This window comes from Candidatus Desulfovibrio trichonymphae (assembly GCF_002355955.1).
Classification (GTDB): domain Bacteria; phylum Desulfobacterota; class Desulfovibrionia; order Desulfovibrionales; family Desulfovibrionaceae; genus Desulfovibrio; species Desulfovibrio trichonymphae.
This window is the reverse complement of record NZ_AP017368.1, coordinates 623,560-645,673: the sequence shown is the minus strand read 5'-3', so window position 1 is coordinate 645,673 and position 22,114 is coordinate 623,560. Positions and strand designations below refer to the sequence as shown.

The 22,114-nt window shown below is 55.0% G+C and carries 23 protein-coding genes and 1 tRNA gene; 10 read left to right on the top strand and 14 right to left on the bottom strand.

What is annotated here, in order from left to right; translation table 11 throughout:
* The first annotated feature begins 15 nt into the window (after positions 1 to 15).
* Positions 16 to 162: a hypothetical protein gene (locus RSDT_RS07040; RefSeq protein ID WP_172414406.1), complete on the top strand. Its 147-nt coding sequence runs from the start codon at positions 16 to 18 to the stop codon at positions 160 to 162.
* A gap of 232 nt (positions 163 to 394) precedes the next feature.
* Positions 395 to 470: transfer RNA gene (locus RSDT_RS03145), tRNA-Lys, on the top strand.
* Between the two features lie 137 nt (positions 471 to 607).
* On the opposite strand, the gene nifS is transcribed toward RSDT_RS03145, so the two are convergent.
* The 6 genes from nifS to rfbF all read right to left on the bottom strand — a co-directional run bounded on the left by nifS (position 608) and on the right by rfbF (position 6,154).
* Positions 608 to 1,762: a cysteine desulfurase NifS gene (gene nifS, locus RSDT_RS03140; protein WP_096399524.1), complete on the bottom strand. Its 1,155-nt coding sequence runs from the start codon at positions 1,760 to 1,762 to the stop codon at positions 608 to 610.
* A 3-nt stretch (positions 1,763 to 1,765) separates the two neighbouring features.
* Positions 1,766 to 2,602: a Fe-S cluster assembly protein NifU gene (nifU, locus tag RSDT_RS03135; protein ID WP_096399523.1), complete on the bottom strand. Its 837-nt coding sequence runs from the start codon at positions 2,600 to 2,602 to the stop codon at positions 1,766 to 1,768.
* 44 nt (positions 2,603 to 2,646) lie between these two features.
* Positions 2,647 to 3,579, bottom strand: coding sequence for a homoserine O-acetyltransferase MetA (metA, locus tag RSDT_RS03130; protein ID WP_096399522.1), 933 nt, complete (start codon positions 3,577 to 3,579; stop codon positions 2,647 to 2,649).
* Between the two features lie 92 nt (positions 3,580 to 3,671).
* A complete protein-coding gene (locus RSDT_RS03125; RefSeq protein ID WP_231941910.1) occupies positions 3,672 to 4,196 on the bottom strand; it encodes a dTDP-4-dehydrorhamnose 3,5-epimerase family protein in 525 nt (174 codons plus the stop codon).
* Positions 4,184 to 5,296: a CDP-glucose 4,6-dehydratase gene (rfbG, locus tag RSDT_RS03120; protein WP_096399521.1), complete on the bottom strand. Its 1,113-nt coding sequence runs from the start codon at positions 5,294 to 5,296 to the stop codon at positions 4,184 to 4,186. Before rfbG ends, RSDT_RS03125 begins: the two co-directional genes overlap by 13 nt.
* A 93-nt stretch (positions 5,297 to 5,389) precedes the next feature.
* Positions 5,390 to 6,154, bottom strand: coding sequence for a glucose-1-phosphate cytidylyltransferase (gene rfbF, locus RSDT_RS03115; RefSeq protein WP_096399520.1), 765 nt, complete (start codon positions 6,152 to 6,154; stop codon positions 5,390 to 5,392).
* Positions 6,155 to 6,238: 84 nt separating this feature from the next.
* On the opposite strand from rfbF, the gene RSDT_RS03110 reads away from it, so the two are divergent.
* Together RSDT_RS03110 and RSDT_RS03105 are read left to right on the top strand one after the other, a co-directional pair.
* Positions 6,239 to 6,460 carry a hypothetical protein gene (locus tag RSDT_RS03110; RefSeq protein WP_096399519.1) on the top strand — a complete coding sequence of 74 codons (222 nt, stop codon included), beginning with the start codon at positions 6,239 to 6,241 and terminating at the stop codon, positions 6,458 to 6,460.
* A gap of 291 nt (positions 6,461 to 6,751) precedes the next feature.
* The gene (locus RSDT_RS03105; protein ID WP_096399248.1) at positions 6,752 to 9,823 is read left to right on the top strand and encodes an autotransporter outer membrane beta-barrel domain-containing protein; all 3,072 of its coding nucleotides are present in this window, start codon (positions 6,752 to 6,754) and stop codon (positions 9,821 to 9,823) included.
* A 113-nt stretch (positions 9,824 to 9,936) separates the two neighbouring features.
* Here the strand turns inward: RSDT_RS03105 and RSDT_RS03100 are convergent, their stop codons facing one another.
* The 3 genes from RSDT_RS03100 to greA are packed head-to-tail and all read right to left on the bottom strand — an operon-like array spanning position 9,937 to position 12,358.
* Positions 9,937 to 10,758, bottom strand: coding sequence for a D-alanyl-D-alanine carboxypeptidase family protein (locus RSDT_RS03100; protein ID WP_231941909.1), 822 nt, complete (start codon positions 10,756 to 10,758; stop codon positions 9,937 to 9,939).
* A complete protein-coding gene (locus RSDT_RS03095; RefSeq protein ID WP_096399518.1) occupies positions 10,758 to 11,870 on the bottom strand; it encodes an AI-2E family transporter in 1,113 nt (370 codons plus the stop codon). Before RSDT_RS03095 ends, RSDT_RS03100 begins: the two co-directional genes overlap by 1 nt.
* On the bottom strand, positions 11,867 to 12,358 hold the full coding sequence (gene greA, locus RSDT_RS03090) for a transcription elongation factor GreA (protein ID WP_096400462.1): 492 nt from the start codon (positions 12,356 to 12,358) through the stop codon (positions 11,867 to 11,869). The genes RSDT_RS03095 and greA overlap by 4 nt, the downstream gene beginning before the upstream one ends.
* Before the next feature lie 193 nt (positions 12,359 to 12,551).
* Between greA and RSDT_RS03085 the strand changes: the two genes are divergently transcribed.
* On the top strand, positions 12,552 to 14,102 hold the full coding sequence (locus tag RSDT_RS03085; protein WP_096399517.1) for a putative bifunctional lysylphosphatidylglycerol flippase/synthetase: 1,551 nt from the start codon (positions 12,552 to 12,554) through the stop codon (positions 14,100 to 14,102).
* Positions 14,103 to 14,251: 149 nt separating this feature from the next.
* On the opposite strand, the gene RSDT_RS03080 is transcribed toward RSDT_RS03085, so the two are convergent.
* The 3 genes from RSDT_RS03080 to RSDT_RS03070 form a co-directional block, all read right to left on the bottom strand.
* Positions 14,252 to 15,364 (bottom strand): glycosyltransferase, encoded by a 1,113-nt coding sequence (locus RSDT_RS03080; RefSeq protein WP_096399516.1) that lies wholly within the window; start codon positions 15,362 to 15,364, stop codon positions 14,252 to 14,254.
* Positions 15,365 to 15,504: 140 nt separating this feature from the next.
* A complete protein-coding gene (miaB, locus tag RSDT_RS03075) occupies positions 15,505 to 16,854 on the bottom strand; it encodes a tRNA (N6-isopentenyl adenosine(37)-C2)-methylthiotransferase MiaB (protein ID WP_096399515.1) in 1,350 nt (449 codons plus the stop codon).
* Positions 16,855 to 16,862: 8 nt separating this feature from the next.
* Entirely contained in the window at positions 16,863 to 17,228 is a 366-nt protein-coding gene (locus tag RSDT_RS03070; protein WP_096399514.1) for a hypothetical protein, read from the bottom strand.
* 186 nt (positions 17,229 to 17,414) lie between these two features.
* Here RSDT_RS03070 and RSDT_RS07675 point away from each other — a divergent pair, with 186 nt between their 5' ends.
* On the top strand, positions 17,415 to 17,549 hold the full coding sequence (locus RSDT_RS07675) for a hypothetical protein (RefSeq protein ID WP_269457539.1): 135 nt from the start codon (positions 17,415 to 17,417) through the stop codon (positions 17,547 to 17,549).
* A 77-nt stretch (positions 17,550 to 17,626) separates the two neighbouring features.
* Positions 17,627 to 18,196, top strand: a complete 570-nt coding sequence (locus RSDT_RS03065) for a hypothetical protein (RefSeq protein WP_096399513.1) — start codon at positions 17,627 to 17,629, stop codon at positions 18,194 to 18,196.
* On the opposite strand, the gene RSDT_RS03060 is transcribed toward RSDT_RS03065, so the two are convergent.
* Positions 18,193 to 18,471: a DUF5334 family protein gene (locus RSDT_RS03060; protein WP_096399512.1), complete on the bottom strand. Its 279-nt coding sequence runs from the start codon at positions 18,469 to 18,471 to the stop codon at positions 18,193 to 18,195. The genes RSDT_RS03065 and RSDT_RS03060 overlap by 4 nt on opposite strands.
* Positions 18,472 to 18,539: 68 nt before the next feature.
* Between RSDT_RS03060 and moaA the strand changes: the two genes are divergently transcribed.
* The 3 genes from moaA to ruvB are packed head-to-tail and all read left to right on the top strand — an operon-like array spanning position 18,540 to position 21,208.
* Positions 18,540 to 19,541, top strand: a complete 1,002-nt coding sequence (gene moaA / locus RSDT_RS03055) for a GTP 3',8-cyclase MoaA (protein WP_096399511.1) — start codon at positions 18,540 to 18,542, stop codon at positions 19,539 to 19,541.
* 60 nt (positions 19,542 to 19,601) lie between these two features.
* On the top strand, positions 19,602 to 20,213 hold the full coding sequence (gene ruvA, locus RSDT_RS03050) for a Holliday junction branch migration protein RuvA (protein ID WP_096399510.1): 612 nt from the start codon (positions 19,602 to 19,604) through the stop codon (positions 20,211 to 20,213).
* Positions 20,213 to 21,208: a Holliday junction branch migration DNA helicase RuvB gene (gene ruvB / locus RSDT_RS03045; RefSeq protein WP_096399509.1), complete on the top strand. Its 996-nt coding sequence runs from the start codon at positions 20,213 to 20,215 to the stop codon at positions 21,206 to 21,208. Before ruvA ends, ruvB begins: the two co-directional genes overlap by 1 nt.
* Positions 21,209 to 21,326: 118 nt before the next feature.
* Here the strand turns inward: ruvB and rpsT are convergent, their stop codons facing one another.
* Positions 21,327 to 21,593, bottom strand: a complete 267-nt coding sequence (gene rpsT / locus RSDT_RS03040) for a 30S ribosomal protein S20 (protein ID WP_096399508.1) — start codon at positions 21,591 to 21,593, stop codon at positions 21,327 to 21,329.
* Positions 21,594 to 22,114: the final 521 nt, after the last annotated feature.

Sequence of the window (22,114 nt, the reverse complement as noted above, 5' to 3'; positions counted from 1 at the left end):
GGGAGGAGAACAGAGATGGAATTTCACACTTTTTACAGCTATTTTCTCTACACCAAGGACTGGGCGTACATTATGATGTTTCTCGTGTTGCCCATCTATGTGGTGTATTGGAACACGGTGCTCAATCCACGAAAAAAACAGCGCGGCAACAGCCCGCGCTGACGTACAGCCGCTTGCACACCTGACAGACGGCCCGTCCGGCCCCGTCTGTTTTGCACCGGAGGCGTTGTGGCTTGGCATCTTTTATGACGGCGTTCGGAAGGGTTCACCTTTGTGGTGTTTTTGTTAAACAAGAACAAGGGACTACCGGCATCAGCTCATTGAAAAAGTGAATCTTTCGTGTTCGCGCCGGCTTGACAGGAGTTGTGCTTGCAAGTATGATTGATAACTTGCCGGGACGTTAACTCAGTAGGTAGAGTATCTGCCTTTTAAGCAGAGAGTCGCAGGTTCGATCCCCGCACGTCCCACCAAATCAAAGTCTCATCTTCGACTTGAACCGGAATTTATGCCACGGAGCATGGGGGTGACAAAGGCTACATTTCGGCGAACAGGTCTTTGAAAAACCAATATGTCGGCATCAGCGAAGGTGGTTCGCAATAATTAGACACTAGTCCTTGAACGGAGATATGGCCCGCAATGTTTCTATAACGCCGGGCAGGTGTTCAATAACATAGTCCACTTCTTCTTCGGTGGTATAGTGTGAGAGTGAAAGGCGCACAGAACCGTGCGCGTAATTGAAGGGCACGCCTATGGATCGCAGCACGTGCGACGGTTCAAGACTGCCGGAGGTGCAGGCAGAGCCGGAACTGGCGCAGATGCCGAGTTGGTCGAGCATCAGTAATATGGCTTCGCCTTCCACATTTTTAAAGGCTATGTTGCTGGTGTTGGGCAGGCGGTTTTCCGGATCGCCGTTGACCATGCAGTCGGGAACGCGCGCAATAATGCCGTTTTCCAGTTTGTCGCGCAGTTGTGCCACATACACACGTTCATCCTGTATATGTTCCCCGGCCAGTTTTGCGGCCATGCCGATCCCCGCGATACAGGGCACATTTTCTGTGCCGGCGCGGCGCCCGAGTTCCTGATGTCCTCCGCGCAAGAAAGGTCTGAAACGTACGCCCTTGCGCACATAGAGTGCGCCTATGCCCTTGGGGGCGTGGATTTTATGTCCGGAAAGCGAGAGCATGTCTACCGGCAGATGTGACAGATCAATAGGCATTTTTCCCACAGCCTGCACGGCGTCTGTGTGAAACAGCACGCCGCGTTCCTTGGCCGTTTCGGCCATGCACTGAATGGGGTAGATATTGCCCACCTCATTGTTTGCAAACATGATGGAGACCAGAGCCGTGTCATCGGTCAATGCCCGCGCGTATTCGTCCAGATCAAGGCGGCCCTTGGCGTCAACGCTCAAATAGGTGACGCTATAGCCTTGCTGTTCCCAGTACTGCGCGACATTGAGAACAGCGGGGTGTTCCACCCGCGTGGTGATCAGATGGCGTTTTTCCGGTTGTGTCCGCAATGCGGACCATACAGCAGTGTTGTCGCTTTCCGAACCGCAGGAGGTGAAGATGATTTCCTTAGGGCTCGCGCCCAAAAGCGCGGCCAGACGCGCTCGTGCTGTTTCCACCGCATCGCCCACCTGACCGCCGAAAGTGTGCATGCTTGAGGGGTTGCCGTACAGATCGCGCAGATAGGGAAGCATGGCGTCAAGCACTTCCGGATCCACGGCCGTTGTGGCGTTATTGTCCAGGTAAACGGTTTTCATGTTTTATGCCTCCTCTACCGTCAGATCAGGTTCTACATGCTCACGCAGGAGCCGTTCCACAAGATTGCGTATGGTCACGTCACTGGACCGGCATTGCGCGCATCGTCCGCGCAGCGACACCACCACGCGGCGGTCGTCAACATCCACCAGTTCAATGTCGCCGCCGTCAACCGCGAGTTGCGGGCGTATTTCTTCGTCAATGGTTTTGAGTATCTGCTGCATGCGCTGCACATTCGTCATACGCGGCCGTGGCTTGAGTTCGGCAAGCGGCTTCTGTTTCAGCTCAGTGGCGAGTATTTCCGCAATTTTATTCAGGCAGTCTCCGCAGGCACCGCCGGCCTTGGTGTAGTTGGTGACCTCCTCAAGTGATTTCAGACTGTTTTCACGGATGGTCCGAATGATTTGAGCATCCGTCACGCCAAAGCATTTACAGACGAGCTTGCCTTCTTCATGCGCCTGTGGAACCGGCGACTCGCCTTTCCACTGGCGTATGGCCGCCTCAAGCGCCTCCTGGCCCATGACGGAACAGTGCATTTTTTCTTTCGGCAGTCCGCCGAGCGCGGCCGCAATGTCCTTGTTGGTTAATTTAAGGGCCTCGTCCACAGTCATGCCCTTGATCATCTCTGTCAGCACAGAGCTGGAAGCGATAGCGCTGGCGCAGCCGAATGTTTCGAATCCCGTTTTTTCAATTACGCCCTGAACGCTGATTTTCAGATAGAGTTTAAGAGCGTCGCCGCAGGCAAGGCTTCCCACCTCGCCTACGGCGTTGGCGTCTTTGAGAGGTCCGGCATTGTGCGGCTGTAAAAAATGATCATGCACGGTTTGCGTATAGCTCCACATGATGATGTTCCTCCTGAAACAAGGATGAGATGCACAGTGCGCGTTCAGTCCTGGTCGTCCCTATCAAAGGATGTGAGGATGAAGGGAGTTTCCTGATATACATAATAATTGAGCCAGTTGCTGTAAAACAGATGGGCGTGCGCCCGCCAGGTCATCAGCGGCGCGGCCTCCGGGTTGTTGCCGGGGTAATAATTTGCGGGAACAGAGGGATTGAGCCTCTTGTTTAGATCGCGCCGGTATTCGGCGTCCAGCGTGACGCGATCATATTCAAGATGGCCTGTCATGAAAACCTGGGTATGGTCTGTTCGTTCCAGCACGGTGAGCCCCGCCTGATCTGACTGCGCCAGAATACGCAGATGGGGCGTTTTGAGCACATCTTCAATGTTGATTGCGGAATGGCGTGAATGAGGCGCCTTGAATTCATCGTCAAAGCCTCTGAAGAGACGACATTCAGGATGCAGCACAGCGTGGCGGAAAACGCCGAAAATTTTGGCGGGCAAGTCGTGTCTGGGCAAATGATAAAAATGGTAGAGCGCCGCCTGCGCCGCCCAGCAGAGGTAAAGCGTGGAATAGACGTTCTGTGCGGCGTAGCCCATAATGGCCAGCAGTTCCTGCCAATAGTCCACATTTTCAAAAGGCAGATGTTCCAGCGGTGCGCCGGTGACGATCATGCCGTCAAAACTGCGGTGACGGATTTCCGCAAATGTTTTGTAAAAGCGTTCCAGATGGTTCCGCGGCGTATTTTTGGACACATGCGCCGCCGTGCGCAGCAGGGTAATATTGACATGAAGGGGAGTGTTCCCGAGCAGGCGCAACAGTTGTGTTTCTGTGGCGATTTTTGTGGGCATCAGATTGACGATCACGATTTCAATCGGGCGTATGTCCTGTCGGACAGCGCGGTCTTCCGTCATGACAAATATGTTTTCGCTTTCCAGGGCGGTTCTGGCCGGGAGGTCAGCGGGAATTTTAATCGGCATGTATGTCCTTTTTGGCTGCGGGCTAGTTTGTTTCTGTTGTGTCTGGATGCAAGAGCGTCAATGATAGCAATTCCGCCCGGGATGGGCAAATTTCATGCAAATGTCCCGGACCATCTGTAAGGGATGGTCGGATCGTCCGGCGGCCGGCGTTCGCTTTCGTCCGGGGCATGGGGCATGTCCGCACAGTTGCAGACGAGCGCCGGGTTTTGCCCCAGCGCGGCAAAACCGTACCAGATGCCGCGGGGAATGTGCAGCAGACCGTAATGGTCCGGCCGTCCAAGAATCAGTTCGTGCAGCAGGCCGCACGAAGAAGAAGCGGGTCGGCCGTCGTAGAGCGCGATCGTTAGACGTCCGCACGGCACGGCAAAGAGCTGCGTCTGGCGACGGTGGCGTTTCCATGCTTTGACTGCGCCCGGCAGGGCTTCGGAAAAATATATTTCACCAAAGCCGCTGGTGAAATCCGGAAGTAGGGGAGAGTCCGGCTTTAAAAAATGCAGTACCGGGCCTCCGTTTGCGGCAATGACCCGCAGCGGCAGAAAAAACGCGCCCTCAATGCCAAGGGCTTCCGGCGCCGGTTCGCCGGCGGAAGCGGGCGGCCCGGCCATCACTGCGTCCATATCTGGCCGCACTGTTCCGCGGCGCTGACGTAGGCCGCTATCTGTCCGAGGGTGAAGTCCAGCATGTTCCGCGGCTTTTTGCCCCCCTCGCCTCTGTAAAAATACTGATACCACTCCGCAGTGTGGCGGACGGTTTCTTCAAAGCCGAGCGTGGCCTTCCAGTTGAGGTGTGCGAGCGCCTTGTCGCAGCAGAGTTTGAGCAGGCTGCATTCTCTGCCGCCGGTCTGCCCTGTGGCGTCCATCTGTACGGCAAAGCCGGGCCAATGGCGTTTAAGCGCCTGTGCGACTTCGTTCACCGTGTTGTTCACGTCTGCCGCCGGGCCGAAGTTGTATGCCTGTCCGTGCACCGTGGAAGGATTGCCGTGATTGTCAAGCAGGCGCGCTCCAAGCCACAAATAGCCGGAAAGCGGTTCCAGCACGAGTTGCCATGGGCGGGTTGCCGCGGGGCTGCGTATGACGGCGGGTTGACCGGCGGCCCATGCCCGCGCGCAGTCCGGAACAATGCGGTCCAACGCCCAGTCTCCGCCGCCTATCACGTTGCCCGCGCGGGTGGTGGCGCAGGCCGGGCCTTTTTGGAAAAAACTTTGAAAATAGGAATGGGCAATGATTTCGGCGCAGCCCTTGGAGGCGGAATAAGGGTCTCCGCCGCCCAGATGATCTGTTTCCCTGTAACCCCAGACCAATTCGTCATTGCGGTAACATTTGTCTGACGTGATCAGCACAAGTGCCCGTAATGAGGGGCAGCGGCGCGCGGCTTCCAGAACATTGAGCGTGCCGAGCATGTTTGTTTCAAAGGTCTCTGCCGGAGCCTCGTAAGATTTGCGTACCAGCGCTTGTGCGGCCAGATGAAAGACAACTTCCGGCCTGAAGTTGCACATGGTCTGGGCGAGTGTTTCCCGGTCGCGGACGTCGCCGCGCATGTCTTCAATATGTTCGCCGATGCCCATGGCCGCAAAATGGGAAGGTTCCGTGGGGACGGAGTCGGCATAGCCGCCCACGGCGGCTCCCAGGCGGACAAGCCATGCCGCCAGCCAGGAACCTTTAAAACCCGTGTGACCGGTTATAAAAACGCGGCGCCCGTTATACACGTCGGCGAACATGCTGTTTCCTTTTTATCCGTCAGGACAGTCAGGTGTATTTTTGGTGGTATAAAACGATACTGGGGAGCATGATGCCCCTGCGGCGGAGCACGGTTATACCCAGAACGCCCCGCCGGAATTCCAGAGTTCGTTGAGAAGGATGGAATCACGCAGTGTGTCCATGCACTGCCATTGTCCGCTGTGAGGATACATGGAGAGCTCTCCGTCGGCCGCTAGTCGCTGCAGGGGCTCTTTTTCCAGATCACAGGATTCGTCTTCGCTCAAATAATCCAGGAAGGCGCGCTTGAAAATAAAAAAACCGCAGTTGATATATTCATTGAGCACCGGTTTTTCTTCCCAGGAGAGTATTTTGCCTGCCGTATCCGTGCGCACGGTGCCGAAGCGCGAGGGCATGCGCACACCGGTGAAGGCGCCGATTGTTCCGGACTCTTCATGAAATTTCAGCAGATTGTTCAGATCAATATCAGCAAGCCCGTCACCATAAGTAACCATAAAACGTTCGCTGTCAATGTGCCGCGCGACGCGTTTGATTCTGCCTCCTTTGAGGGTTTCTTGGCCTGTGTCGCAGAGCGTGACGCGCCAGTCTTCAATATGGGTCGGGTGCACGGTGACATCGCCGGTTTTGAGTTCCACAGTGAAGTCTGTATGATGGATATTGTAGTCGTGGAAATACTGCTTGATGACCTCGCCCCTGTAGCCCAGCGGAAGGATAAAATCTCTGAAGCCGAATCGGGCGTAAATGGACATAATATGCCAGAGCACGGGCCGTCCGCCGATTTCAACCATCGGCTTTGGTTTGGCGGCAGTTTCTTCACGCAGACGCGCGCCTTGGCCGCCGCACATAATGATCACTTTCATGCTGCCTCCTCATTCGTGCTGTGCGCTGTTCACAGGAATAGACTGTCTTTAACAGAGGGCGGCGTAAAAAAAAAGCCCTTGCATATGCCGGAATCAGCCACAAGTTTTTTGCCTCTGAACGAGAGCGCCGTTGTGGCAAAAGTGACCACGCAGGCGAAAATGACAAGCTGGCTTGCCCTGCGAAAAAAGAGTGACCGCTGGATCGTCTCGGGCAGGCTCTTTCAAAGCCCCATGCCTGCGGCTCACTGGATTATGAACCTGCAGGGAAACGGGCAGCCGGGTAATAAAATTTTCATTTGTGCTTGACAGTTTTCGTATTTTGTTTGTATAGAGAGAAAAACCTCATGGTTTTTTGCATTGTAACGTAAAGGCATAGTGCATGTGGTCAGGGCAAGGACAAATTTTCCCGCGCGGAGCGGAGAGAGATTCGGGCGAAGCTGACGGTTTCGGCCCGATTCTTGCTACACACACACACACACACACTAACTCCGCAGTGCCGCGCTGTCCGCCGCAAGGTTCAGCGCGGCTTTCGGCGTTTCCTTCGGACATGGTGAATTCAGCATTATCGTTTACATATAAAAACAGGGGAAGGAATTTATGAAAAGAAACTACGTAAAGCAGTTTATGGTTACTCTGATAACCATAACCATGTTTACAGCGTATCCGTTTTTTACCCGGGCGGAAGATCTTAATGGTGGTGGAAAGTTGCCTTCAGACTTGTCCACCGGCTTGATTGATCTAGCAAGAGGGGAAACGGGCGGTTTGAAAAAACTTATTTCTGATGCTGTAGAGCTTGCTATAACCAGTTTTGGTGGTACAGCTTTTCCGTCAGATGCGATGATTGAACCAACAACAAATCTTGGTGGATACCATTTCAAGGATTATGCTGGTAACAATGCTGTACTATATGGCAATATCGGCAATCTTAGTGAAATTGTGTTCAACAATAATACAGTAACCTTTGAGGTGGGCGACAATCTACGAGGCGGCGGCGTATTAAGAGCTGGTGAGAATCAACAGATAGGCGCCATCGACAATGCTATTTTCAGTAATAACACAGTAACAAAAAATGGAGACGGCGATTTCCAGGGTGGCGGCATTATCGGAGCCTATCGGGGAACTATAGGCGATATCAGCAACAGTATATTTAACGATAACATCGTAACAGCCACCGAAATAATGCGTGGTGGTGGGATAGTTGGTGTTTATGGTGTTCAGGAAGCTTCAGCCATTGGTGCCCTTAAGAACAATATATTCAGCGGCAACACGGTAACAATCGCCGACACTATGGCAGGTGGTGGGATAGTTGGTGTTCATAGTAGTCAGGAAGCTTCAGCCTCTATTGGTGCCGTTAAGAACAATATATTCAGCGACAATACGGTAACAATCGACGCAGTAATTCGTGGTGGTGGGATAGTTGGAGTTTACACTGATAACCTGCAAAGTGCCGATGGGACATATATAGGAGATATTACAGATAACATATTCAGCGGTAATACGATCATTGCTTCTGGAGTTGTTGGTGGTGGTATTGTTGGTGCTGATACATACAGCACAATAGGCGATATTGTCAATAATGTTTTCGATAACAATACTGTAATTACCACGGGCTCACTTTGGACAGGTGGTATTGTTGGTGCTTTAAATCAGAGTACTATTGGCGATATTATTGATTGTACGTTCACCAACAATGTTATTTCTGCTATAGATATTAATGGCGGTATTGTTGGTACTTTAACAAGTACAATAGGCGATATCAGTGGCAGTATATTTGCTGATAATACAATTACAGCAAGAGGTAATATACGTGCCGGAATACTGTATCTTGAAGATAGTTTGACAGTCACTGATAGTCAGTTTACAGATAATATATTTACTTCTTTGCAGACGTATGATTCGGGTCGTGTATACGGTGGTGCCATTACACTGGATACCGGCACCGACATCGCCGCTTCTTCTGGGACTTTGTCCTTAACTATAGTTGCAACTGCCGGCAACACAACGATTTTCCGGAACAACGAGATTAATGATATTGATGGAAAACGGACCAATTCCATCTCTATCCGATCGACGACACCGATAATCGAACCCCATAGCAATGCTGACGCGACTCTTGTCATTTCCCCATTCTCGGGTGGTGATGTATATTTGTATGACCCCATCTATGTGGAACAGGACAACGGTAAAACATTCGGAATGGAAGTTACTCAGGATGGATACTTTTACTGGGGCGGCGATAACAAGTTTATTGTAGACGCGCCCGATGCTGAAAAAAATATTGTCAATTTGCGTCAGTATACTAATACATCGTTAATGAGCGGTTTCAATTTGGATGCGCCCAATCACGATTTTAATATGAGTCGTTATGCAAATCTGCATATATATCCTGGAAGCAGCATGACTGTGCATGCGGCCGATTTAAGAGGAATGTTAGCATTTTATCTGCGAGGTATTCCAGTCAATAATCAAGATAATCCAGTGTTAACTGTTACAGCGGACAGCATCAGTATTGATGGAATGTGGCCACAACTAGATTTCTCTGGCGATGTTGAACCATTGCAGTTTGGCGACAAATACTATCTGCTTCGCGGAAGTACAGAATTGGCAGGTAATATTAAAGACAGCGGAATTCAAACAATACAACACGGTTCTCTTCTTGAATTCACTTTTCAGTTGAGGAAAGACGGCGACAACGACTTCGTTGCTGAACTTATTGAATCTGACGGCCCAGGCGGCGGTGGTACTCCTGTTGTACCCGGTGCCAAATCGATAACCGAAGGAGCCTCTGTTGGGGCAGCTCTTGCCAATCAGGGTGCGGACCTTGCGGCAGGCGCAGGTATGGGAAGCGCAATCAATTCTGCGAAAGAAGATGCCTGGGGTGCTTTCGCTGTTGTTGATGCAAGCAGCATGCGTTATAACACCGGTTCATATATTGACACAAGCAGTGTAAATTTGATGGCCGGTATTTCACGTAATATAAATACGGAAATCGGTAAACTGACTGCCGGTGCCTTTTTTGAATATGGTGGAGCTTCATACGATATTCATGGAAGCGGCAACACTTCCTATATTGGTGGCGGTTTGCTGGGTCACTTAAAGTTCAATGATGTCGGCCCGGGTCACTTCTATACAGAAGCCGCGGCCCGCATCGGTGGACTCAATAATGATTATGAATCCACCAGACTGAAGGATGTTTCCGGACGCAAGGCCTCGTTTGATACGGAATCGACGTATTACGGTATTCACGCCGGTGTGGGCTATGTGTGGAACATCACCGAGGAAGCCTCTCTTGATGTGTACGGCAAATACTTCTGGTTGCACCAGGACGGCAATGACGCAACAATTTCCACAGGCGAACCGGTAAGTTTTGATCCGATTGATTCTCATCGTCTGCGTGGCGGAGCTCGATTTGCCTATGCAATCAACGAGTATATCAGCCCTTATATCGGTGCGGCCTTCGAATATGAATTTGACGGCAAGGCAAGAGCGTCTGTATGGGGCTATGATCTCAAGGCTGCGAAGTTCGAAGGAGAGACGGGCATTGGTGAAGCGGGTTTGGTTTTTAAACCTTCCAGCAAATCTCCGTGGCTCGTTGATCTCGGCGTGCAGGGCTATGTCGGCAAACGCGAAGGCGTGAGCGGTTCCCTCCGCGTGGGACTGGAATTCTAGGCGTTAACCGCCAACGTCACCAGATGCGGCGCGGTGTCGGCCCTTACGGGACGGCCCGCGCCGCATCTGTTTTGCGCCTCAACTGCAATACGGGACGGCCTGAACATGCAAGATTATTTGGCGGATGTGCGACTGAATCCGTCCTCAATGAGGCGGCGTGCGGTCTCATCGCGCGCCGCCCTGCTCCTGCCGCCCAGCACAACGGCCAGCAGACGCGTTTTTCCACGAACGGCCGTTACAATGATGTTATAGCCGGAGGCAACGGTAAAGCCGGTTTTCAGGCCGTTGACGCCGGGCACGACGCCGAGCAGCGCGTTTGTGTTCTGCATGGTGAGGCCGTTATGCGCGAATACGGGCGTGCTGTGAAACCTTCCGGCTGTCGGGTGGGTGCCCAGATACGTCTGCGCCAGCAGCGCCATGTCGCGGGCTGAAGTTTTTTGGGCGCCGGCGGGCAGGCCTGTGGGGTTTTGAAACATTGTGCGGCGCATGCCGAGCGCGCGGGCTTTGCGATTCATTGAAGCGACAAATTTCGGCATATTGCCGCGGGCGACGCACAGGGCGATGGTCGTGGCCGCGTCGTTGCCCGATGTCACGGCCATGCCTGTGAGCAGAGTCGCAAGGGGTACGCTTTCGTCGGCGCGCAAGTGCATGGACGAGCCGCCAGCGGCGACGGCAAGCCGGCTGATTTTGATTTTTTTGTTCAGTGAAAGCCAGCCCGCTTTGACCGCGTCGAGGCAGAGAAACATGGTCATGACCTTGGTCAGCGACGCAGGGGGAACGACGAGGTCGGCGTTGTACTCATGCAGCACGCGCCCTGTGTTCATATTGAGCACTATGGCGGCGCGCACGGGCAGTGCCGCCCGCGCTGCGGCAGGGAGAACGAGGGAAAAAACAAGGCAGAGCAGGCCGGCGCGGCAGCGGATGGGCAGGGGCATCAGTCGCGCTGTCTGTAAAAACGGTTGCCTTCTTCCACAGCTTGAATGGCGAAGGCTAGCAAAACGGGGCCGACAATCAGGCCGACAGGGCCGAATCCCGTCAGCCCGCACAATATGGCGGTGATAAGCACAAAAAACGGCGCATGAATGCCCTGACGCAAAAAGAGGGGGCGCAGCAGGTTGTCCACCGTCGCCACAGCCAGCGCGCCCCACAGGGCAAGACCGACGGCGGCTACCGTTTTGCCGGTAAACCACAGGGAAAGGCTGAGCGGCAGCCACACGATCGCTGTGCCTACCACGGGAAGGGGTGCGGTGAACGTGGTGAGCATGCCCCAGAACGCGGGCTGCTTGAAGCCTGCGGCGGCAAAAGCGATGCCGCAGAGCAAACCCTGAATCATCGCCACCAGCGCGATGCCGAGCATCACCGCGCGCAGGGCGCGGTGGATGGCGGCTGTAAAACGCCGCAGCAGCGCCTGCGGCCAATGGAATATACGGCCTGTTATCTTGCGGATGCGCCGGGAATACACGGTAAAGAGCACTGTGAGCGTGAAAAAGAGAAAGAGGCTCCAGAGCACATCCATAGTGCCGCCCAGTACGTCAAGTACGTCAAACCCCCGGCTGAAGAGCAGGCTCACCGTATCGCTCAACAGCGTGTCCAGATTACGGAAAAAATCGTAAACCATTTTTTCAAGGCGCGGGTATTCCCCAAGATACGTCCGCACCTGCTGCAATTGGTTCACCCACTCCGCAGGGAGCTGAAAATTGTTGGCCTTCAGCTCGCGCAGGCGGGCAAGGCCGGCGCCCGCTTGGGGCGAAACCAGCAAAATGAGGGTGGCCAGCGGCGTGAAGACAGCGGCAAGCAGGGCGACCGTATAGACGTAAATCGGCGCATGGTCTGACAAAAAGCGAGGCAGGCGCAGTTTGCGCTGAACGGCTGTGTGCTGTCGGCATTTTCGTCGAACGCGCATGTTGTGTCTGAGCCTGCGGTAAAGCGGCTGGGTCAGGCAGGCAAAGCAGCCGGCCAGAAAGATGGCTATCGGGTGACGCCAGAGCAGCAGGTACCAGGCCAGCGCGGCAGTCAGATAAAAAAAGCGCGGCAGCAGTGTCGTCATGGCTGAAGGCCGGAGCTTCCTTCAAAGCTGACGGAAAGTATTTCATAGGTAACGCGTCCGCGCGGAATATCCACCGTCACTTCATCGCCCGCCTCCCTGCCGAGAAGCGCTTGGCCCACAGGCGAGAGAAGGGAAATGGAACCCTTTGTCGGCGCGGCTTCGTCCGGGCCAAGAATGGTAAAGGTTTTGCGCCCGCCGCTGTCGATGTCTTCCACTTCCACTGTGGCGCCGAAAATCACCTTGTCGCCGGAAAGCCTGTCCAGATCAATCACCTGATAAAGCGCGAGGCGCGACTCAATGTATTTGATGCGCGCTTCAGCCATGCCCTGACGTTCGCGCGCGGCGTCGTAGCCGGCGTTTTCGCGCAAGTCTCCTTCTTCCCGCGCCTCCCTGATGGCCTGGATAATGGCGGGCCGTTCGTTTTTCAGACGAGCGAGTTCCTCTTCCAGTTTTTTATAGCCCTGGGTGGAAATGGGAATGTTTGACATGTCTGACCTCACAATATAAAAATCATAATCCACCCGTGGTGGATTATGGGCGGCGGAACGCGGGATTTGCCGGATTCCGTTTTTTCTGTTTGGCGACGCTTGCGCAGTCGTCTGTATAAACTAGCCATTGCCTTCTTTTCGGTCAAGTCCTGAAAAATTCTCTGTGCTGTTAGGACAACGCGTTCTTGAGACCATGAAAAAATATCTGCGTTATCTTGGTTCGGCGCTGGTTGCCGCTATTTTTTTGCTGGCAGCGTATCTGCTGCATCATAAGCTCAAGGCTTACAGCATAGCCCAGATACGCGCGAGTTTGAGCAGCATTTCTTACGCGCGCGTCGGCTTGTCGTTTTTGCTCATGATTGTCAATTATCTGATTTTGGTGGGCTATGACTGGTTGGCGCTCAAAGCCATCTGCAAAAAATTGCCCTTGCCGCACGTGGGACTGGTTTCCTTTGTCGGGCAGGCCGTCAGCTACAATTTCGGCGCGCTGCTGGGGGGCACAACCGTGCGCTGGCGTTTCTATTCGGCCTGGGGCTTCACGCTGGCGGAGATTGTGCGTCTGGTGCTCATGCTGGCCGTGACGTTCTGGGTGGGTGCGCTCGGGCTGTGCGGCGCCATTTTTATGTTCGCGCCGCCCATTATTCCTGAAGAACTGCTGGCGAAAATGCCCATTTCCGACGTGCGCGTCCTCGGGCTGATACTCTTTTTGTTCGCCTGTTCGTATCTGGCGCTCTGTGGCGCCATGCGCAAACCACTGCATGTCTTCGGCAGGGAATTTGTTTTTCCCGCGCCGCGCATCGCTGCGGCTCAGGTTGTTGTGGCGGGGGTGGACATTATTGTCGCCGCGTCCTGTATGTATGTGCTGCTGCCGGACAGTATCGGCGTGAGCTTTCTGGACTTTCTGCCGGGCTATCTCATGGCCCAGATAGCTGTGGTTCTCACGCATGTTCCCGGCGGCGTGGGGGTGTTTGAGCTGGTTATTCTGCACCTCACGCACACCGTGCATGAGCAGGTTGTTTTTGCCGCCGTGCTTGTGTTCCGGCTTGTATATTACATCATTCCCCTTTTGGCGGCCGCCGTGCTGCTGGCCGTGTACGAGGCGCGGCAGGCCCGTGGCGTCTTGCGCGAGGCCGGCCGCCGCTTCTCTGTGTTGTCGCATTCCATCGCGGCCCATGCCGCCTTTATCGGCGGAGTTATTCTGCTCGTTTCAGCCACGCTGCCCGCGTTGCCCGGCAACGTGGCACGTCTGAAGGCCGTGTTTCCCGCGTTTGTGCCGGACGCGGCGCATTTTGTCTGCGCCTTGTCCGGAGCTGCCCTGCTTTTCGTCTCCTGCGGTCTGGAACGGAGGCAGACCGGAGCTTATACGCTGGCGGCCGTTTTGCTGGGGCTGGGCATGTTGGGGGCTGTGCTCAAAGGCCTGTCTTGGGAAGCGGCCCTGATGGTTAGTGTGGTTCTGCTGGCCGTTTGTCTGGCGCGGCGACGTTTTTACTGTTCTTCCTTTTTTTGGGAAGAACCTCTCCCCGTTTATTGGCTGGTCGGCGCGCTGGGCGCGCTGGGCGCGGTTTTTTTGCTGGGTTGGTGCATTTATCATCCGGCCTGGGACAAAATCGCCAGCTGGGGATTTGAACACCCGCTCAACGCGTCGCGCGTTTTCCGCGCCTATGTCGGCATCGCGGCGGCGCTGCCGTTCTGCTGGGCATGGCGCGCGATCCGCCGCCGGGGCAGGCGCGGCGCCTTGCAATAACATCCGGTCTGTCCGCTCTTTTATTGTAACACGGCGGCCGTACACACCATAATGGTTCAAATTTTTTGCTGTTTGCTTTACTAATGACAGAATTACGGCAAGCAGTCACCGCAAAAACATCTTGGAAACGCAGTCTGTTTTGCGGGCTTCTATGCCTGATTTTTTTTATTCAGGCATTCTTCCAGAAATCTCTTGAAACTGTCCTGAAATTTATTGCGGGAAAAGCGTTCTGCCTCCAAGGTAAGCCTGTCCGGTTCAAAAACATGCCGTCCGTTTTCAAATTCTTCTATCGCAGCGCATAAGGCAGATGATGTCTGTTCAGAAAACAGTAAGCCTGTTTTCCCGTGCTGAATGGTCTCCAGCGCGCCGCCCGCGCCGAAAGCAATAACAGGGCGGCCTGCCGCCAGGGCTTCAACGGGTATGATTCCGAAATCTTCCTCGCCTGGAAACAACAGGGCGTTGCAGCGCTGCATGTGGCGACACAGGGATGCCTCGTCCTGTTTCCCGAGAAATGTCACTGTCGGCCCGGCAATGGATTTGAGTGCTTTGTGCTCCGGCCCGTCGCCGATGATTATGAGCTTTCTGGCAAGCTGATTACAGCTTTGTATTGCCAGATCCGCCCGTTTATACGCTACAAGCCGGCCAACATATAAATAATAGCCTTCAGGTGCCGGGTAATCTCCCTTTTTTGGCGCAAAGGCCCGCACATCCACAGGCGGGTAAATAATTTCAGCCGTCCGGCGGTAATGTTTGGCAATCCGGCGTACTGCGTTATGCGAATTCGCCGCAAAAAAATCCACCCTCTGAGCGGTGAGCGCGTCCCACATGCGCAGATATGGGGAGAACAGGCGCAGGGCCAGCCGGCTTACCGTCCCCGCTTTTTCCAGATAGTGCTGATAGCAATCCCAGAGATAGCGCATAGGGGTGTGGCAATAGCAGATATGTACTGTGTCCGTCCCTGTCAGTACTCCCTTGGCCGGGCCGGATTCCGAGCTGATGACAAGGTCATAGCCCCGTAAATCAAGCTGTTCCAGAGCCAGCGGCATGAGCGGCAGGTATTTTGGGTAAGCAGTGGCCGCAAACGGCAACTTCTGTATAAAACTGGTTGTCACCTTGTGTTTGCGTATGGTCGGAGAAACGGCGTCGGGCACATAGACATGTGTAAAAATATCCGCTTCAGGGAAAAGGTCAAGGATGGCCTCAAGCACCTTTTCACCGCCACGCATGCCCACAAGCCAGTAATGTACAACGGCGACACGCATATGCCTCTCCAATATTACATATTGCGTCGGGAAACAGGATCCAGCGAACGCAGCATCTTGGCGTCGTCTTCCGTTCCCCGCATAATTACAACCGGGTTTTTTGTCTGTTCGTCAACGGTCAAGGCCAAGCAGGAGGATTTCTACCATAAATCACCCGCCAGACGGCCTGTGAGGGTGCGATTCTTCGCCTCCGTTATCCGCACGGGCGCCATGCGCCCTGTATGGTCCGCGCCTGCGGGCAGGGCAACGTGCACCAGCGCGCCGTAAGGGTCACGCCCTTGCCAGCTTGTTTGCCCGGATACGGTTTGTCTGCGGCTTTTCCCTTCGACAAGCAGGCATGTTTCTTCGCCGATACGTCCCTGCAGCCAGCGGCGGCTCAGGTTTTCCTGCATGGCCTGCAGACGCAGCAGTCGGTCCCGCTTGATTTCAGGCGCAGTTTTGTTCGGGAAAAGCGCTGCCCGCGCGCCGGGGCGATCTGAATAGCAGAAGGAAAAAGAGGAGATGAAGTTACAGGCATCCATCATGGCGAGCGTGGCCTGAAAATCGTCTTCATTCTCGCCGGGAAAACCCACAATAATATCTGTGGAAAGCGTCATGTCCGGACGTGCAGCATGTAATGAGGCAACGATGTTGAGGAAGTCACGGCTGTTGTATTTGCGTCCCATACGCGCGAGAATCGTGTCTGAACCGGACTGCAGCGGCAAATGCAGATGCGGGCACAGCGGCGTCAGAACTGCGAAGGCCGCCACGTCTTCCGGCCGCATATCTTTGGGGTGAGAGGTCAGGTAGCGCAAGCGTTTGATGCCGGGCAGCGCAGCCACCCGCGCGAGCAGCGCGGCAAATGGGGTGCCGTCGCCGCTTTTGTCCCGCCCGAACGCGTTGACGTTCTGCCCCAAAAGCACAAGTTCTCTCGTTCCTTCGTCAAGCCGCGCCCGGCATTCGTCAAGTATGGGCGCGGCGCAGCGCGATTTCTGGCGTCCGCGGGTAAACGGCACGATGCAGTAGGCGCAAAAATTGTCGCAGCCCTGCATGATGTTCACATATGCGACCGGAGCGGACGCGCCGCCGTGCACCGGTTCGCGTTCGATATAGCGGCTTGTGAAATCAAGCAGTGAAAGACGCAGACCGGGCTCTGCCAGCAGGCGTTCAACAGCCTCCGGCGCGCCGCTTATGCCGTCGCTGCCCGCTATAAGGCGCACTTGACTTTGCGCGGTAAAAAAAGTTGAGCCATATTGCTGGGCCACACAGCCAAGCACCCCCACCAGAACGTCCGGGTTGCCGCCTGTGAGGCTGCGCACACGTTCAAGCGTGGCGGCGACTTTGTGTTCCGGTTTTTCGCGCACAGAGCAGGTGTTGAGCAGCACTGCCCGCGCGGTTTCCAGCGGTGCTTCCACAAAACCGCGCGCAACGAGACGGCGCGCGAGCCAGTGTGAGTCGTTCGCGTTCATCTGGCACCCGAAGGTTATGATATGAAAGCTTTTTTCAATCACAGATACTGTTACTGCGCCACAGATGAATCAGAACCGTACACGGCGGGCGCGTCTTCCTCTTCCAGGGCATTTATCTGCTCTTCAAGCCACTCCCGCAACGCGCACGCTGTATGATAATTGAGCAGAACGCGTGAATGCACATGGCGGTTGACTGCACGCTGTTCTTCCTCTTCCGGGGTGATTTCATGGCCGATGGATCCGTCCGGCGTTACCAGTTGCTCGGAAAAAGCGGGCAAGGCGTCGCTTTCATGATAAAAATTTATTTCAATTTCACCCTGGGCATTGATGCCTCCCCATATGCCGTGCGCCGTCTGCAAGCGCGTGTCGGAGGCCGTGCTGTAAATATAACGGATTTTTGCCGGATTTTTGTTCATTGATCTTCCTTGTGTGAGGTCGGGGAAGGGTGTATAAAAGACAATAAAAAAGAGAAATGCCGAAGTAAAGCCGGTTTCGGCCGGAGAGTTTCACCTTCCGTCCATCCTGTTTGCCTTGACCGCGCGGCACTTGACGGGGTTTTCCCCTTGGTTACAATGAAAAAATATTTTTTATGAGGGAGGCGTATGTATATGGCCTTCGGGGGATGGGTTAATCCGGAAATACTCTTCCCCGTTATTGTGGTCAGGCTCTCCGGCGGCATTTGGACAATATTGCTCACCATTACGCCGCTGAAATGCAAAGTGCTCACACTGGATTAAGGAAAGGGGCAATGTCCTCCTGGGTTGACGGCGTCTGCCCCCTGAAGACGGCACAGAATATTTTATAAGGTTCCCGCGTGAACAAAGCCAGTATCAAAGAGCACGACGTCAAGCCGTATTTCGATATGGAAGCCTTCATATTCCTGAGCCGGGAGACGCGCCTTGGCGCCGGCGCCGCTGAACGCCTTGCCTGGTTGTGGTGTCAGTGGCTTGAGCTGTTGAAAGTGCGTGAAGTGAGTATGGGCGAAATTTCTTGGCTCGCTGTCTGGCTGCCGGAAAATGTGGAAGACCTTGTGGATGAGACCTGGGGGAAGTCTCCTTCCGAAGGCTATATGGTCAACAGCCTTGCCCAGTTTATGTGCATGTCCTCCGTGCAGGAGCTTTTGCCGCAAGTGGCGGAGGGGGGTTGCGCGCCTTCGCCGCGCCCCGCGCAGGCCCTGCGTGAGGCGCTCGCCGGGCTCGGCATCCCCTACAAAGAAGACACGCCGCTGCTCAGCCGGCGTTACGCTGTGGTAACGCATTATCCATATAGGGGTGGTTGTGAAATCTGCCATTTGCAGAGCCGCTGTCCCAAGGGGCAGGGGCAGGCCGAAAGCGCGGGAATAGTGCTGCCCGGCTATGAACGGGAAGAGGAGAACAAGGGTTAGCGGCCTTCCATGACCAGAATGCGCCTGACCCCGTTTGCCGCGCGCACCATCACTTCCACCGTGCGGGCATTGCGGGTCACGCTTTCCACGAGACAGGTTTCCGTAGCGTCGGTGTCGTAATCCCGTACATCAATCGTGTCGTCTCTTAAGGGTATGTTGTCAGGTGTTATTTCCACAAGATTGGTTGTTGCAGCATCAAATCCGTCCCATGCAGCGGCCGCCTGCGGCAGACAAAAGCAGCCCGGCACGACCGTCAAAAACAATAGGTGTTTCATGAGGGCAGATGTAAATTCATTTCGATTTCTTGGCAACTGTCCATTCTTTGGCAAGGGCGGGCAGGGTCGTGCGCGATCTTTGTGACGGCCGTGGCCGCACGGTGCGCTATCTGCGTCTTTCCGTGACGGATCGCTGCAATCTGCGCTGCATGTATTGCCGCAGCAACGTCAGAGAGCACAGCATCCCGCATCAGGAAATTTTGCGGTATGAAGAAATGGCGCGTATGGTGGGGGTTGCGGCATCTCTGGGCATAGAGAAGGTGAGGCTGACCGGTGGGGAACTTTTTGTCCGCAGGGGGTGCGACACGTTTTTGAGCATGCTGCGTGCGCGCTACCCGGAGATAGATTTGCGCATTACAACCAACGGCACCCTGCTTGAGCCGCATATTTCCCTCTTGCGCCGTGTGAATGTACACGTCGTGAATCTTTCTCTGGACAGTTTTGACAGGGGTACTTTTGCCGCCGTAACCGGCCGGGACATGTTGCCGGACGTGCTGCGGGCGCTTGAGGCGCTGCTGTCCGCCCGGCTGCGCGTCAAGATCAATGTGGTCGCCATGCGCGGCGTGAACGACGGCCAGATGGACGATTTTGTCCATGCGGCCCTGACAATGCCTCTTGACTTGCGTTTCATCGAATTTATGCCTATGAGCAGCGGCACATTGTGGAACACGGAAAATTTCTGGCCGGCCGGGGAAATAAAAAAAGAGGCCGAACGTCGCGTGCGGCTGTTGCCGGAGGCGGACAGCCCCGCAAGCGCCGGACCGGCGCGCATGTACCGGATTGTAGGCGGCAAGGGGCGGATGGGCTTTATCACGCCCGTGACGGAGCCTTTTTGTCTGGCCTGCAACCGTTTGCGTATGACGAGCGACGGCGCGTTGCGCACCTGTCTTTTTGCCGACAGGGAATACCGTTTGCGCGGCCTTTTGCGGCATCCGGAAATTACGGACGCACGTATAGCGCAAATAATACGCCGTGTCTGCGCAAACAAGCCTGTCGGGGCGGATATTTTGTACGCGCGGCCACTGAACGGCGCGGTGGCCGCAAAGCAGATGTCCGGCATCGGCGGGTGAGGGCTGAACCTGCCTTGATACCGCCCGCTTTGAAGCATGGCATAACAATGCGAAGGGAAGATGATTGCTTATATTGAAGGACGTCTGGTCGAGACATGGGACCAGGCCTGTCTTGTCGTAACCCAATCCGGAGTAGGCTATGAAGTGGCCCTGCCGTCACGCACGCTTGCCGCCCTGCCTGCGAGGGGAGAGTCCGTGGCGCTTTATACCAGCCTTGCCGTACGCGAGGACGCCCTGGAACTTTTCGGCTTTGCCACATTTGAAGAACGTCAGGCCTTTGAGGTTTTGCTGACGATTTCCAAGGTCGGCGCCAGAACTGCTCTGGCCATTCTTTCCACATTCCGCCCGGACGATTTGCGCAGGCTCGTTCTGGAAGAGGATGTGGCGGCTCTGACCAGAGTGTCGGGCATAGGCAAAAAGTCCGCACAACATATTTTTTTGGAACTCCAGTACAAACTCAAGGTGGACAATGCCGCGGGCGCAGCCCTGCCGACTGTGGGGACGCGTGAGGCTTCTGTTTTTCGTGACGCTGTGGCGGGGCTTGTCAATCTTGGCTACGCCGAAGAAGAGTGCGTGCCGCTTGTGAAAAAAATTCTGCATGAAGAACCTGATATGGACGTTGCCGGCGCACTCAGGCTGGCGCTTAAACGCTTCGGCAGGGGGGCGTCGTAATGGCCGCGCCCGCCGCTGTGCCGCCGCAGGATATTCAGTCCGTCGCCGGGCAGGATGAGAGCATCCGGCCGCGCAGCCTCAATGATTTTATCGGGCAGGACGAATTGCGAGCCAATCTGCGCGTGTATCTGGACGCAGCTCGGGAACGGGGCAAGGCGCTGGACCACACGCTGTTTTACGGAAATCCCGGTCTCGGCAAAACCACGCTCGCGCAGATCATGGCCGCAGAATTGAACGTCAATCTGATCTGCACTTCAGGGCCTGTGATGGAGCGCAGTGGCGATCTGGCGGCCATTCTCACCAATCTGGGCCGGCACGATATTTTGTTTGTGGATGAAATCCACCGTATGCCCATTGTTGTGGAAGAAATGCTGTACCCGGCTATGGAGGACTTCAAGCTGGATCTTGTGATAGGCCAGGGACCGGCCGCCCGCACAGTAAAAATTGATCTGGATCCCTTTACGCTGGTGGGCGCCACAACGCGTATGGGTCTTATATCCTCGCCGCTGAGAGACCGTTTCGGCATTGTGGCCCGGCTTGAGTATTACAGCCCGTCAGATTTGGCGCGTGTGGTGCGGCGCGCCGCCGACATTCTGCATGTGTCTGTCACGGAAGACGGCGCGAAAGAAATCGGCCGCCGTGCGCGCGGTACGCCGCGCATTGCAAACCGGCTGTTGCGCCGGGTGCGGGACTTCGCGCTTGTTCACGGAGACGGGCGTGTGACGGCTGAACAAGCGGCGGCGGCCCTGACGCGTATGGATGTTGATAAGTACGGCCTTGACCAGATGGACCGCAAGCTGCTTGCCGTGCTGATAAAGCATTTCGACGGCGGCCCTGTGGGCGTGAAAACGCTTGCGGTTGCCTGCTCGGAAGAGGTGCGCACCATTGAGGACATTTATGAGCCTTATCTGATCCAGTGCGGCTTTTTAAAACGCACTCCGCGCGGCCGTATGGCGACAGCCAAGGCTTATGAACATCTGAACATGCCCGCGTAGCCCACGTAACAGGATTGCGGCATCCGTCGAGACGAGCAGATGCTTCAGCGCGGGCAACACCGCAACAGCTTGAAGACACAACAGTGTTTGTTCGCGATATGCCGTTTGTGGATATGTTCTAGACGGCGACGGCGTTGACAGCTCTGGCCAGACGCGACATTTTGCGTGCGGCTTTTCTGCGGTGCAGCGCGCCCCTGCCGGCGGCCTTGGCGAATACGGAAGAGGCAGTGGACAGCGCGCCTTCGGCCAGAGATTTGTTTTTGTTTTGAATAGCCGCGCGTACGGACTTGACGGCATTTTTGACGCGAGTACGATCGGCGCGGTTGCGCGCGGCCCTTTCAAGGCTCTGTTTATGACGCTTGATGGCTGATTTATGATTGGCCACAGTGTTCTCTCCACGTATTTTTGCCTGTTTTGCAAACAGTGTCGTAAAATCTGAAATTGTCTTAATAGTTCATGCCTGAAAAACTGTCAAGCGGTTCTTATCGTACTCGCAGGGCAATCGAATGAATCAAACAATCACGGTTGCGTCTGACGCGCCCGGCGAGCGCGACTGACTGGAATGCCTGGATGCTGCTGCTGCATGAAAATAAAATTTGCCAATGCTCAGCCGGGGAGATCTGAAGATATGCCGTATTCCGCCATTGTTTTCCGAACATAGTCGGGTAACCCGGCGCAGAATCGTTCAGCCAGACCGGGGGTGAGTTCCTTGTCTGCCCAGATAATGTGGCCATCCACCTCCAACGCGACAACCCCGGCCTTGACGCCGCACAGAAGACGCCGCGCACTGGATAGCGCCGCGGGATTGCCCTTGTACTCCGGGTCATAGGGGCAGGGTTCCCCGGCCCAGATGGAAGGCGGATCTCACGGTTCGTGCGGATCGAATGAATCTACCCAGAACAAGAA

Coding starts and splice junctions, on each gene's coding strand:
- RSDT_RS07040 (WP_172414406.1), top strand. CDS start 16: ATGGAATTTCACACTTTTTACAGCTATTTTCTCTACACCAAGGACTGG.
- nifS (WP_096399524.1), bottom strand. CDS start 1,762: ATGAAAACCGTTTACCTGGACAATAACGCCACAACGGCCGTGGATCCG.
- nifU (WP_096399523.1), bottom strand. CDS start 2,602: ATGTGGAGCTATACGCAAACCGTGCATGATCATTTTTTACAGCCGCAC.
- metA (WP_096399522.1), bottom strand. CDS start 3,579: ATGCCGATTAAAATTCCCGCTGACCTCCCGGCCAGAACCGCCCTGGAA.
- RSDT_RS03125 (WP_231941910.1), bottom strand. CDS start 4,196: ATGGACGCAGTGATGGCCGGGCCGCCCGCTTCCGCCGGCGAACCGGCG.
- rfbG (WP_096399521.1), bottom strand. CDS start 5,296: ATGTTCGCCGACGTGTATAACGGGCGCCGCGTTTTTATAACCGGTCAC.
- rfbF (WP_096399520.1), bottom strand. CDS start 6,154: ATGAAAGTGATCATTATGTGCGGCGGCCAAGGCGCGCGTCTGCGTGAA.
- RSDT_RS03110 (WP_096399519.1), top strand. CDS start 6,239: ATGCCGGAATCAGCCACAAGTTTTTTGCCTCTGAACGAGAGCGCCGTT.
- RSDT_RS03105 (WP_096399248.1), top strand. CDS start 6,752: ATGAAAAGAAACTACGTAAAGCAGTTTATGGTTACTCTGATAACCATA.
- RSDT_RS03100 (WP_231941909.1), bottom strand. CDS start 10,758: ATGCCCCTGCCCATCCGCTGCCGCGCCGGCCTGCTCTGCCTTGTTTTT.
- RSDT_RS03095 (WP_096399518.1), bottom strand. CDS start 11,870: ATGACGACACTGCTGCCGCGCTTTTTTTATCTGACTGCCGCGCTGGCC.
- greA (WP_096400462.1), bottom strand. CDS start 12,358: ATGTCAAACATTCCCATTTCCACCCAGGGCTATAAAAAACTGGAAGAG.
- RSDT_RS03085 (WP_096399517.1), top strand. CDS start 12,552: ATGAAAAAATATCTGCGTTATCTTGGTTCGGCGCTGGTTGCCGCTATT.
- RSDT_RS03080 (WP_096399516.1), bottom strand. CDS start 15,364: ATGCGTGTCGCCGTTGTACATTACTGGCTTGTGGGCATGCGTGGCGGT.
- RSDT_RS03070 (WP_096399514.1), bottom strand. CDS start 17,228: ATGAACAAAAATCCGGCAAAAATCCGTTATATTTACAGCACGGCCTCC.
- RSDT_RS07675 (WP_269457539.1), top strand. CDS start 17,415: ATGTATATGGCCTTCGGGGGATGGGTTAATCCGGAAATACTCTTCCCC.
- RSDT_RS03060 (WP_096399512.1), bottom strand. CDS start 18,471: ATGAAACACCTATTGTTTTTGACGGTCGTGCCGGGCTGCTTTTGTCTG.
- ruvA (WP_096399510.1), top strand. CDS start 19,602: ATGATTGCTTATATTGAAGGACGTCTGGTCGAGACATGGGACCAGGCC.
- ruvB (WP_096399509.1), top strand. CDS start 20,213: ATGGCCGCGCCCGCCGCTGTGCCGCCGCAGGATATTCAGTCCGTCGCC.